We start from the raw sequence: 13,728 nt of genomic DNA, 5'->3' as shown, positions 1-13,728 counted from the left end.
CAGCGGTTCCTGACCTGTGCCGCCGAGCTCTTCGTGCGCGGCACCGACATCGACTGGGCCCGGCTCTTCGAGGGCACCGGCGCCCGCCGCGTCGACCTGCCCACCTACGCCTTCCAGCGCACCCACCACTGGCTGCCCGCACCCCCCGCCCCGGCCCGTCCCGTAGAAGCGTCGGGCGTGGACACCCTGCGGTACCGGACCGGCTGGCAGAGCCTGCGCGGTGGTGGTACGCCCGTACGCCTCGACGGGACCTGGCTGCTGCTGGTCCCCTCGGACGACGCCCCGGCGGCCGGACTCGCCGACGGGGCGGAGGCGGCCCTCGTACGGCACGGCGCCCGCGTCGAACGGGTCACCGTCGACGCCGCCGGCGCCACCCGCGCCGGGCTGGCCGCCGCCCTGGCCGGGCACACCGCCCCGGCCGGGATCCTCTCCCTGCTCTCCCTCGTGCCGGGTCCCGATGCCCTGCGCGCGACGCTGAGCCTCGTCCAGGCCGCCGGGGACGCCGAGCGGAGCCCGGTCGTCACCCGGGTCTGGGCGCTGACCAGCGAGGCCGTCGCCGCCGCGCCCCGGGAGATGCCGACCGACATCGGAGCCCAGGTGTGGGCCTTCGCCCGGGTGGCCGCCCTCGAACTGCCCGCGCTGTGGGGCGGCGTCGTCGACCTGCCCGCCGAGCCCGACGCGCGTGCCTTCGACCGCGTCGCCGCCGCCCTCGCCCAGGGCGGGCACCCCGGCGCCGAGGACCAGATCGCCGTCCGTGCCTCCGGCTCCTACGGGCGCCGGGTCAGCCGGGCCGTCCTGCCCGCCGGGACGGCCGACGGCACCCGCTGGCGTGCCCGCGGCACGGTCCTGGTGACCGGGGGGACCGGCGCGCTCGGGGCGCACGTCGCGCGCTGGCTCGCCGCGCAGGGCGCCGGGCATCTCGTCCTGACCAGCCGCCGGGGCGCCGGGGCCCCGGGCGCCGAGGACCTGGCCGCCGAACTGCGCGCCCTCGGCGCCGAGGTGACCCTCGCCGCCTGCGACGTCTCCGACCGGAGCGCGCTCGCCGCCCTCCTCGACGCCCACCCCCCGACGGCCGTCTTCCACACCGCCGGCGTCCTCAACGACGGCGTGATCGCCACGCTCGACGCCGGCCGGTTCGCCGAGATCGCCGCCCCCAAGGCCGATGCGGCACGTCACCTGGACGAACTCACCCGCTCCCGCGGTCTGGAGCTGGACGCCTTCGTCCTGTTCTCCTCCGTCACCGGTACCTGGGGCAACGGCGGCCAGGCCGCCTACGCCGCCGCCAACGCCTCGCTCGACGTCCTCGCCGAACGGCGCCGCGCCGACGGCCTGCCCGCGACCTCCGTGGCCTGGGGCCTGTGGGGCGGCGGAGGCATGGCCGAGGGAACCGGCGAGGCGAACCTGACCCGCGGCGGCATCAGGGCCATCGACCCGCAGGACGGCGTGGAGGCCCTGCACCGGGCGCTGGACCACGCCGACGTCTGCGTCACCGTCGTCGACGTCGCATGGGCGGACTTCGCCCCCCGCCGGGCGGCCGCCCGCCCCGGCCCCCTCTTCGACACCGTCCCCGAAGCCCGGCAGGCCCTCGAAGCCGAGGGTCGGCGGGCAGGCGGATCCGTCGCCACGGGCCGGGACGACGCGTCCGCCGGCTCACCCGCCGACGTACTGGCCGCGCGGCTCACGGCACTGACGGAAACCGAACGGACCCGGACGCTCACCGAACTGGTCCGTACCGAAGCCGCGGCCGTCCTGCGCCACACCGGCACCGACGCGATCCGCCCCGACCGGGCGTTCAAGGACGCCGGGTTCGACTCGCTCACCGCGCTCGAACTGCGCAACCGGCTGGGCCGGGTCACCGGGCTGACCCTCCCCGCCACCGTGGTGTTCGACCGGCCCAGCCCGGCCGCGCTCGCCGCGTACCTGCGCGGCAGGCTCCTGGGCGACGCGGCCGTGGCCCCGGCCCCCGCCGCCGCTCCGGCCGGTGCCGCGGGCCCCGACCACGACGACCCCGTCGTCATCGTCGGCATGGCCTGCCGGTTCCCCGGCGACGCCGACAGCCCCGAGGCGCTGTGGGACCTCCTCATGGCGGAACGCGACGTGATCGGCGCCGCCCCCGTGGACCGGGGCTGGAACCTCGACGAGATCTACGAGCCGGACCCCGAGGCCGGCCGCCGCGGGACGACGTACGTCCGCGAAGGCGGATTCCTGCACGGGGCCGCCGGGTTCGACGCCGACTTCTTCGGGATCTCGCCCCGCGAGGCCCTCGTCATGGACCCCCAGCAGCGGCTGCTGCTGGAGACCTCCTGGGAAGCCCTCGAACGCGCCGGCATCGATCCGCAGTCGCTGCGCGGCACCCGTACCGGCGTCTACGCGGGCCTCACGCACCAGGAGTACGCCTCCCGCCTGCACGAGGCGTCCGAGGAGTACGAGGGACACCTCCTCACCGGCAAGTCCGCGAGCGTCGTCTCCGGCCGCATCTCCTACGCCCTCGGTCTGGAGGGGCCCTCGGTCTCGGTCGACACGGCCTGTTCCTCATCGCTGGTGGCGCTGCACCTCGCCGCGCAGGCCCTGCGGTCCGGCACCTGCGACCTCGCCCTCGCGGGCGGCGTCACCGTCATGGCCGCACCCGGTCTGTTCGTGGAGTTCTCGCGCCAGCGCGGCCTCGCCGCCGACGGCCGCAGCAAGGCCTTCGCCGACGCCGCGGACGGCACCAGCTGGGGCGAGGGCGCGGGCATGGTCCTCGTCGAACGGCTCTCCGACGCCGTGCGCAACGGGCACCCCGTGCTCGCCGTCATCCGAGGCGACGCGGTCAACCAGGACGGTGCCAGCAACGGCCTCACCGCCCCCAACGGCCCCTCGCAGGAACGCGTCATCACACAGGCGCTGGCCAACGCCCGCCTGGGCATGGCCGACGTGGACGTGGTCGAGGCGCACGGGACGGGCACGCGGCTGGGTGACCCGATCGAGGCGCAGGCGCTGCTGGCCACGTACGGTCAGCGTCCGGCTGGTCAGCCTTTGTGGCTCGGGTCGCTGAAGTCGAACATCGGACACCCGCAGGCCGCGGCCGGTGTGGGCGGCGTCATCAAGATGGTGATGGCCCTGCGGCACGGGAAGCTCCCCAGGACCCTGCACGTGGACGCGCCGTCCTCGCGGGTCGACTGGGAGACGGGTGCCGTCGAGCTGCTCACGCAGGCGCGGGACTGGCCGGAGCGCGACGACCGTCCGCGCCGGGCCGGCGTCTCGGCCTTCGGCGTGAGCGGGACGAACGCGCACGTGATCCTGGAGCAGGCCCCGCTGACGGAGCCCGCCGCGGAAGCGGACTCCCGGGAGCTGCCGGTGGTCCCCGTGGTGGTGTCCGCCAGGTCGGCGGTGGGCCTGCGTGACCAGGTGGAACGCCTGCGCACCCACATGGAACGGGAGCCCGCGCCGCGTCCGCTGGACGTCGGCTACACCCTGGCGTCGGCACGCGCGAGGTTCGAACACCGCCGGGTGGTCCTCGGCGGTACGACCGTCGAGGGTGTGGCGGGGTCGTTCGGTCGTCGGGTGTTGGTGTTTCCGGGTCAGGGGACGCAGTGGGTGGGGATGGGTGCGGGGCTGCTCGACTCTTCCCCGGTGTTCGCGGGGCGGTTGCGGGAGTGTGCTGATGCTCTGGCGCCGTTCGTGGATTTCGATGTGGTGGAGGTGTTGCGGGAGGGTCGTTCGCTGGAGCGGGTGGATGTGGTCCAGCCCGTGACGTGGGCGGTGATGGTCTCGCTCGCCGAGCTGTGGCGTTCGCTGGGTGTGGTGCCGGATGCCGTCGTCGGGCACTCGCAGGGTGAGATCGCCGCTGCTGTCGTGTCGGGGGCGTTGTCCCTTGCGGATGCGGCGCGGGTGGTTGCGTTGCGGGCTCAGGTGATCGGCCGTGAGCTGGCCGGTCTGGGCGGCATGGCGTCGATTCCGTTGCCGCTGGAAGCGGTTGAGGCGCGGCTTGGGGTGTGGGCGGGCCGGCTGGGTGTGGCTGCGGTGAACGGGCCGTCGAGCACCGTTGTCGCCGGGGATGCGGATGCGGTGGCCGTGTTCGTCGCGGAGGCGGTGGAGGAGGGGATCCGGGCCCGTCAGGTGCCCGTCGACTACGCCTCGCATTCTGCGCATGTGGAGCGGATCGAGGCCGAGCTGCTGGACGTTCTGGGGCCGGTCGTGCCGCGTAAGGCGGAGGTCCCGTTTTATTCGACCGTGACCGGCGGCCTCCTGACGGAGACCGTGCTCGATGCCGGGTACTGGTACCGCAACCTGCGCCATCCCGTCCGTTTCGAGGAGACCGTCAAGGTCCTCCTGGACAACGGCTTCGCCACCTTCGTCGAGTCCAGCGCGCACCCCGTCCTCACCATCGGGATCCAGGAGGCCGCCGACGCCGCCGGTGTCGACGTCCTGGCGACCGGTTCGCTCCGGCGTGACGAAGGCGGCCTGGAACGCTTCCTGACGTGTGCCGCCGAGCTCTTCGTGCGCGGCACCGACATCGACTGGGCGCAGCTCTTCGAGGGCACCGGTGCCCGCCGCGTCGACCTGCCCACCTACGCCTTCCAGCACACCCACTACTGGGCCCCCACCTCCCCCGCCGGAGTCGGCGACGCCGCGGCCGCGCGGTTCGGCATGGAGTGGGAGAGCCACCCTCTGCTGGGCGGCGCCCTGCCCCTCGCCGAGACGGGAGAGGTGCTGTTCGCCGGGCGGATCTCGCTCGTCGACCACCCGTGGATCGCCGATCACGCCGTCTCCGGCCGGACCCTGCTGCCCGGCACCGCCTTCGTCGAGCTCGTCCTGCATGCCGCCGCCGCGACGGGCAGCGCCGGGCTGGAGGAACTCGGCCTTGAGGCACCGCTCGTGCTCCCCGGACGCGGAGCCGTCCAGGTCCAGGTACGGGTGGGGGCCGCCGACGGGAGCGGACGCCGTGCGGTGAACCTGCACTCCCGCACCGAGGCCGACGGCGCCCCCTGGACCCGTCACGCCTCCGGAGTCCTCGCCCCCGCCCCGGCCGCGCCGCGGGTCCCGGCACCGGCCGACTGGGCGGGCGCCGGCGGGGCGGCCTGGCCGCCGCCCGGAACCGAACCGGTCGAACCGGACGAGGTCTACGCCCGCTTCGCCGACCTCGGCTACGAGTACGGCGACGTCTTCGCCGGGATCACCGCCGCCTGGCGCCGCCCCGGAGAGGTGTTCGCCGAGATCAGCCTCCCCGCCTCCGCGCGGAGCACCGCCGGGCTCTACGGGGTCCACCCGGCGCTCCTCGACGCGGCGCTCCAGCCGTGGCTCGCGGGCGGACTCCTCGACGTGCCCGACGACGCGGTGCTGCTGCCGTTCGCCTGGCAGGGGGCCACCCTGCACGCGACCGGGGCCGACGCCCTGCGGGTCCGTCTCGCCCGCACGGCGGACGGCGCCGTCTCACTGGAGGCCGTCGACACCGTCGGGGCGCCCGTCCTGACCCTCGACGCCCTTGTCATGCGGCCCGTCCCGCGCGAACGCCTCGCCGCGCTCCTCGGGGCGGCCGACGACGTGCCGCCGCTCTACCGGATCGCCTGGCAGGGCCCCGCGCCCGCCGCGCACCCCGTGCCGGCCGGGACCGGACGGCGCAACCCGGTCCACCGGCTGGCCGTGGTCGGAACCGACGGAACCGGCCTCGGCTCCGGGGCGGCCGGCGTACCCGTCGACGTCCATCCGGACCTGGCCGCGCTGTTCGCCGCCGTCGAGGCGGGTGCCCCCGTGCCCGACGCCGTCGTCGTGTCCTTCCCGGACGCGGACGCGGACGCGGACCCGGACACGGGGCCGACGCCCGGCCGGGCCCCGGCCCCGGACGCCGTGCACGAGACCACCGCGCGGTGCCTGGCCCTGCTGCGCGAGTGGCTCGGCCAGGACGAACGGCTCGGCGCGGCCCGGTTGGTCGTGCTGACCCGGCGGGCCGTGGCCACCCGGCCCGGGGAGGCGCTGCCCGGACTGCCGGCCGCCGGGCTGTGGGGCCTCGTACGCTCCGCGCAGAGCGAGCACCCCAGCCGCTTCGTCCTCGCCGACACCGACGGAACCCCGGCCTCGGCGGCGGCCCTCGTCGAGGCCCTCGCCACCGGCGCACCGCAGTTCGGTCTCCGCGACGGCGAGCCGCTCACCCCCGTCCTGGCGCGCCGTCCCGAGGACGACGCCCCCGGGACGGCCCCGGCCGGGTTCGACCCGGAAGGGACCGTCCTGGTCACCGGCGGGACCGGCACGCTCGGGCGGCTCCTCGCCCGGCACCTCGTCACCGCCCACGGAGTACGGGGCCTGCTGCTCGTCAGCCGCAGTGGACCCGCCGCCGACGGAGCCGCCGAGCTGGAGCGGGAACTGACCGCGCTGGGAGCACGCGTCGAGATCGCCGCCTGCGACACGGGTCACCGCTCCGAACTGGAAGCACTGCTCTCGCGCGTCCCGGCGGCCCACCCGCTGACCGGCGTCGTGCACGCGGCGGGCGTCCTCGACGACGGGGCGCTCACCGCCCTCGACGCCGGCCGGCTGGCCACCGTACTGCGGCCCAAGGCCGACGCCGCACTGCACCTGCACGAGCTGACCGCCCACCTGCCGCTGTCGGCGTTCGTCCTGTTCTCCGGCGCCGCCGGCCTCCTCGGCCGTCCCGGACAGGCCAACTACGCCGCCGCGAACACCTTCGTCGACGCCCTCGCCCAGCACCGCAGGGCCGCCGGGCTGCCCGCCGTCTCCCTCGCGTGGGGCCTGTGGGGGGAGGCCACCGGGATGACCGGGCACCTCTCCGACACCGACCTGCGGCGCATGAGGCGCTCCGGGCTCGCCCCCATGAGCAACGAACAGGGCCTCGCCCTCTTCGACCGGGCCCTCGCCACCCCCGCCGCGGCCGCCGACGAGGCCCTCCTCGTCCCCCTGCGCCTGGACACGGCGGCCCTGCGCCGCGAGCAGGCCGCGCACGGACCCGACGCGGTGCCCGTCCTGCTCCGCGCCCTGGTCCCCCCGGCGGCGCCCGCGCCCCGCGCCGCCACGACGGCAACCCCCGGGGCCCCGGCGGAGGCCGCGGCGGCCGGTGGGCTCGCCCCGGGCGAGGAGACGGCACGGGCGCTCGCCCTGCGTCTGTCCGGGCTCGACCCGGCCGCCCGGCACCGGGAACTGCTCACCCTGGTACGGGGCGAGATCGCCGCGGTCCTCGGCTTCGCCGGACCCGGCGCCGTCGAACCGGCCCGGCCGCTGCGCGAGACCGGCTTCGACTCGCTGACCGCCGTCGAGCTCCGCAACCGGCTCACCGCCGCGACCGGACTGCGCCTGTCGCCGACCCTCGTCTTCGACCACCCCACCGCACAGGCCGTCGCCGAACACCTCGGCGGGGAACTGCGCGCCACCGGGAACGGCAGCGCCGCCGCGGGCGAAGCGGCCCTCGCCGGGCTCGCCGCCCTGGAGGCCGCCCTCGCCGCCCTGGAGGCCGACGACATCGCCCACGAGACCGTACACCGCCGGCTCACCCGGCTCGTCGCCTCGGTGGCGGCCGCCGCCGGGCCGCCCACCGCACCGGCCCCCCTCGCGGCGGTCCCCGCCGCAGCCGCCGGGACCGGCCTGGATTCGGCCGACGACGAAGAACTTTTTGCCTTCATCGAGGAGCAGTTGTGACGGAGAGCGCCCCGCACCCCACGGCCGGAAGCGACGACAACTCGGCCAGGATCCGCGACTACCTCAAGCGGGTCACGGCCGAACTCGTCAGCACCCGCGAACAGTTGAGGGCCGTGGAGGAGAGCGCCCGCGAACCCGTCGCGATCGTCTCCATGAGCTGCCGCCTCCCCGGCGGCGTACGCACCCCCGAGGCGCTGTGGCAGCTCCTCGAATCCGGCACCGACGCGATCTCCGGCCTGCCCGCCGACCGCGGCTGGGACCTCGACGCGCTGTACGACCCGGACGGCGCCGCCCCCGGCACCAGCTACGCCCGCGAGGGCGGGTTCCTCCACGACTGCGCCGACTTCGACCCGGAGTTCTTCGGGATCTCGCCCCGCGAGGCCCTCGCGATGGACCCGCAGCAGCGGCTCCTGCTGGAAACCTCCTGGGAGGCGTTCGAACGCGCCGGGCTGCGCCGGGAAGACGTCCGCGACAGCCGTACGGGCGTCTACGCGGGCGTCATGTACGACGACTACGGCGCCCGCGTCCCCCACACCCCGGGCGTGGCCGTCCCCGAGGGCCTGGAGGGCTACCTCGTCAACGGCAGCGCGGGCAGCGTCGCCTCCGGCCGGGTCTCCTACACCTTCGGCCTGCGCGGACCGGCCGTCACCGTGGACACCGCCTGCTCCTCCTCGCTCGTCGCCCTGCACCTGGCCGCGCAGGCCCTGCGGGCCGGGGAGTGCGACCTCGCGCTCGCGGGCGGAGCCACCGTGCTGTCCACGCCGACCATGTTCATCGACTTCTCGCGCCAGCGGGGCCTGGCCGCCGACGGCCGCTGCAAGGCCTTCTCCGACGACGCCGACGGCACCGGCTTCGGCGAGGGCGCCGGCATGCTGCTGCTCCAGCGGCTCTCCGACGCCCGTCGCGACGGGCGCACCGTCCTGGCCGTACTGCGCGGCTCGGCCGTCAACCAGGACGGCGGCGGCGCCGGCCTGACCGCCCCCAACGGCCCGGCCCAGCAGCGCGTCATCCGCGCCGCCCTGCGCCAGGCCGGGCTCACCGCCGACCAGGTCGACGCCGTTGAGGCCCACGGCACCGGAACCAGGCTCGGCGACCCGATCGAGGCCCAGGCCCTCCTCGCCACCTACGGCCGCGCCCGCCCCGCCGGAGAACCGCTGCTCCTCGGCTCCCTCAAGTCCAACATCGGCCACGCGCAGGCCGCCGCCGGTGTCGCGGGCGTGATCAAGACGGTGCTGGCCCTGGGGCACGGGGTCCTGCCCCGGACGCTGCACGCCGACACCCCGTCCAGTCGCGTCGACTGGACCGCCGGAGCCGTCACCCTGCTCACCGAGCGCACCCCCTGGCCGCAGCGGGGAGACGGGCCGCGCCGGGCCGGGGTCTCCGCCTTCGGGGCGAGCGGCACCAACGCCCACGTCATCCTGGAGTCCGCCGAGCAGCCGCAGGCCGCCGGGCAGCCCCAGAGCCCGATGGCGGTGGGGCCCAACGCCGCTTCCGCCGGGTCCGACCGGCTCGCCCGGTCCGACCGGCTCGCCCGGTCCGACCGGTTCGCCGAGCCCGACCGGTCCGCCGAGGACCCCGTGCAGCCACGGCCCCTCGCCTGGGCGCTCTCCGCCCGGACCCCGTCCGCCCTTCGCGACCAGGCCCGCCGCCTCGCCGACCACGTCGCCGCCCGGCCCGCGGACCGTACCGACCCCGCCGCCGTCGCCTCCGCGCTCGCCCACGGCCGCACCGCCTTCGCGCACCGCGCCGTCGTCCTCGGGGACGACCTCGACGCCCTGCTGCACGGCCTCGGCTCCCTCGCCGGGGACGAACACCCCGACACCGGGGCGACCGTCACCGGGGAGGCGGCCGAGGACCGCCGCACCGCGTTCCTCTTCACCGGCCAGGGCAGCCAGCGACCCGGCACCGGCCGCGAACTGTACGCCGCCGAACCGGTGTTCGCCGCCGCCCTCGACGAGGTCTGCGCCGCCTTCGACCCCCACCTGCCGCGCCCGCTGCGCACCGTGATGTTCGCCGGGCCCGGTTCACCCGACGCCGCCCTCCTCGACCGCACCCGGTACACGCAGCCCGCGCTGTTCGCCCTCGAAGCCGCCCTGTACGCGCTCGTCACCTCAAGGGGCCTGCGGCCCGACGTCCTCGCCGGGCACTCCGTCGGCGAACTCACCGCCGCCTACGCGGCCGGGGTGTTCTCGCTGCCCGACGCGGCCCGGCTCGTCGCGGCCCGCGGCCGGCTGATGGACGAACTGCCCGGGGGCGGGGCCATGGCCGCGCTCCAGGCCGGAGAGGAGGAAGTGCGCCCCCTGCTGGCCGGACGGGAGGACCGGATCGACCTCGCCGCCGTCAACGGGCCGGCCGCCGTCGTGGTCGCCGGGGACGAGCCCGACGTGGCGGAGCTGGTCGAGCACTGGAAGAGCCGCGGTCGCGCCGCACGGCTCCTGACCGTCAGTCACGCCTTCCACTCGCCCCACATGGACGGCATGTTGACACAGTTCGAGGCGATCGCTCGCGGCGTCGAATTCCACCCGCCGAGGATTCCTGTCATGTCGAACCTGACCGGACGGCTCGCCACCGGCGACGCCCTGCGCACCGCGGACCACTGGGTCCGCCATGCGCGCCGTCCCGTACGGTTCCTCGACGGGATCCGCGCGCTGCGCGTCGAGGGCATCGACACCTTCGTCGAAATCGGCCCCGACGCCGTCCTCACGGCCATGACGCGCACCGTCCTCGACGACGACGCGGAACAGCACGCCGGCACCGGATCCGCCACCACGTCCGCCACCACGTCCGGTACCGCCGCCTCCCCGGCCCCGGCCCCTGCCCCGGCCGCCTTCGCCGTGCTGCGCCGCGGCAAGCCCGAGGCCCGCACCTTCGCCCGTGCCATGGCCACCGCGTTCGTCCACGGCCTGCCCGTCGCCCCCGCCCCCGAGCCCGTCCCCGGTACCGGCCTCGCCGCCGAGCTGCCCACGTACGCGTTCCAGCGCACCCGGCACTGGCTCGCGGCCCCCGCGCCCGCGGCCCCGCTCGCCTCCGCCGGAGTCGACACCGCCGGACACCCCCTGCTCGCCGCCCGCGTCGAACTGCCCGACGCGCAGGGCGCCGTGTGGACCGCGACCCTGTCCACCGCCGCCCAGCCCTGGCTCGCCGGGCACACCGTCGCCGGCCGTACCGTCCTCCCCGGCACCGCCCTCCTCGAACTCGCCCTCACGGCGGCCGCCGGCGACGCACTCGCGGAGCTCACCTTCGAGAACCCGCTCGTCCTGCCCGAAGACGCCGCCGTCCGCCTGCGCGTCCACCTCGGCCCCGCCGACGCCGACGCCACCCGGACCGTCCGCGTCGACTCCGCCCCGGCCGGCACCACCGACTGGACCCCGCACGCCACCGGCCGCACCGCGCCTCCCGTCCCCACCGCCCCCGACGCGGCCGCCTTCGACGGCCTCACCGGCAGCTGGCCGCCCGTCGGCGCCGAACCCGTCGCCCTGGACGGCGAGTACGCCCGCTTCGCCGCCGCCGGCATCGGCTACGGCCCCGCCTTCCAGGGACTCCGGGCCGTCTGGCGGCGCGGCGAGGACGTCTTCGCGTACGCCGCCCTGCGCCCGGAGGAGAGCGCCGACGCCACCGCGTACGGACTCCACCCGGCCCTCCTCGACGCTGCCCTGCACGCCGTCACCGCCGCCCGGCCCGACGCCCACGGGCTCGTCCCGTTCTCCTGGACCGGTACCGCCCTGCACACCCGCGGCGCCGACGCCCTGCGCGTCCGGATCTCCCCGGCCGGCCCCGACGCCTACACCGTCAGCGCCACCGACCCCGAAGGCCGGCCCGTCCTCGGCGCCGCGTCCCTCGCGCTGCGCCGGGTCGCCACCGACCGGATCGCCGCCGCGGCCCCCGGCCGCACCCCGCTGCTCCAGCCGGCCTGGACCCCGCTCCCCGCCGGCCCGGCCGGCCCCGCCGCCCCCGCCTGGCACCTGCTCGGTACGGGCACCCCCGCCCTGGCCGACGCCCTGGCCGCCACTGGCGCCTCCGTCCACCACCACCCCGGCGGCGACCTCGCCCGCGCCCTCGACTCCGTACCGGCCGGGGCGGCCCACGTCCTCGCCGACCTGCGGGCCGACCCGCGCGGCGCCGACGGACCGCAGGCCGTGGGCCGTGCCGTGCTCGCCCTCGCCCAGCGCTGGCTCGCCGACGAACGGCCCGAAGGGGCCCGGCTCACCGTCCTCACCCACGGCGCCACCGACGCCGGCCCCGCGGGGTCCGTCACCGACCCCGCCGCCGCCGTAGCCTGGGGCCTGCTGCGCTCCGCGCAGACCGAACACCCCGGCCGGTTCGCCCTCGCAGACACCGACGAGGAGCCGGCCTCCTACGCCGCACTCCCCGCCGCCCTCACCCGTACCGACCACCCCGGACAGCTCGCCGTCCGCTCCGGGACCGCCCACACCCCCGGCGTCGAACGCAACCGAGACGCCCGGCGCGAGCGGCCCTGGAACCCGGCCGGCACCGTCCTGATCACCGGCGGCACCGGTGGCCTCGGCTCCGCCGTGGCCCGCCACCTCGTCACCCGCCACGGCGTACGGCACCTGCTGCTGACCGGCCGCCGAGGCCCCGACGCCCCCGGCGCCGAAGCACTCGCCGCCGAACTGCGCGCCCTCGGCGCCGAGGTGACCCTCGCCGCCTGCGACGCCGCCGACCGCACCGCGCTGGCCGCACTCCTCGACGCCGTGCCGCCCGCACACCCCCTCACCGCGGTGGTGCACACCGCGGGCGTCCTCGACGACGGCCTCCTCACCGCCCAGGACCCGGAGCGCCTCGCCGCCGTCCTGCGGCCCAAGGCCGACGCCGTCCACGCCCTCCACGAGCTCACCGCCCACCTGCCGCTCGACGCGTTCGTGCTCTTCTCCTCCGCCGCCGGCCTGCTCGGCAGCGCCGGACAGTCCACCTACGCCGCCGCCAACGCCCACCTCGACGCCTTCGCCGCCTGGCGCCACGCCCAAGGACTGCCCGCCGTCTCCCTCGCCTGGGGCCCCTGGGCCGGCGACGGCATGGCCGGCGCCCTCGACGGCGCCGACGCCGCCCGGCTGCGCCGCACCGGCCTCGTCGCGCTCCCGCAGGCCGAGGCCCTCGACCTCTTCGACGCGGCCCGTGCCACCGGCCGCCCCGTCCTGCTGCCGCTGCGCCTCGACCGGACCGCCGCCCGGGAGGCCGGGGACGCGCTTCCGTCCGTCCTCGGCTCCCTGCTCGGCCCGGACGGGCGACCTGCCGCCGCGCCCCGGCCCGACGCCCCCGGCCCCCGGCGGGAGACCCTCGCCGACCGGATCGCGGGCCTGTCCCGCGCCGAACGCCCGGCACTGCTCCTGGACCTCGTACGCACCGAGGTCGCGCGCGTCCTCGGATTCGCCGGCCCGTCCGACGTCGGCGCGCACCGCAGCTTCCGGGAAGCCGGCTTCGACTCGCTCACCGCCGTCGAACTGCGCAACCGGCTCAGTGCCGAGACCGGCCTGCGCCTGACACCGACCCTCGTCTTCGACCACCCGACGCCCCGGGCCCTCGCCGAACACCTCGACGCGGAACTGCCCGGCGCCGAAGCCTCCGTGCTCGCCCTGATCGGGCAGCTCGGCGCGGCGACCGCACGGGCCGACCTCGACCAGGACGCCCGCCGAACGGTCGCCGACCACCTGAACGCGCTGCTCGCCGAACTCGGCACCACGGTCACCGCCACGGAAACCGCCACCGCCACCACCGCGCCGGCCACCGCCGGGGCCCCGGCGGACCCGGGCCGCGGCCAGGTCACCGAACTGCTCCACTCCGCATCCGACGACGAACTGTTCCAGCTGCTCGACAGCGGCTTCCGCTCCATCTGAAGCCCTGCACCGACACCTCCAGGGGAGAGCCGTGTCCGCTCACGACACCAACCAGGACGCCACGGGCAACGAAACCAGGCTCCGTGAATACCTCCGCCGCGCCATGGCCGAACTGCACGAGACGCAGGCACGGCTGCGCGAGGCCGAGGAGCGCGGCAACGAGCCGATCGCGATCGTGGGGATGGCGTGCCGTTTTCCGGGTGGGGTGAGTTCTCCGGAGGGGTTGTGGGATCTGGTGTCCTCGGGTGTGGAC

The 13,728-nt window shown here is 76.5% G+C and carries 2 protein-coding genes and 1 pseudogene; all 3 read left to right on the top strand.

The features are described from left to right. Window positions 1-33 precede the first annotated feature (33 nt). Window positions 34-7,623 (top strand): type I polyketide synthase, encoded by a 7,590-nt coding sequence (locus tag ACZ5D2_RS40205; RefSeq protein ID WP_468936641.1) that lies wholly within the window; start codon window positions 34-36, stop codon window positions 7,621-7,623. A gap of 77 nt (window positions 7,624-7,700) precedes the next feature. Then, window positions 7,701-13,475 (top strand): annotated as a pseudogene (locus ACZ5D2_RS40200) (type I polyketide synthase); the annotation flags it as partial. A gap of 31 nt (window positions 13,476-13,506) precedes the next feature. After that, window positions 13,507-13,728, top strand: a 222-nt coding sequence (locus tag ACZ5D2_RS40195; RefSeq protein WP_468936638.1) for a polyketide synthase docking domain-containing protein, incomplete at its 3' end; no start/stop codon positions are given.

Source organism: Streptomyces sp. NPDC031479 (genome assembly GCF_055581065.1).
This window is presented reverse-complemented; position numbering and strand designations above follow the sequence as displayed.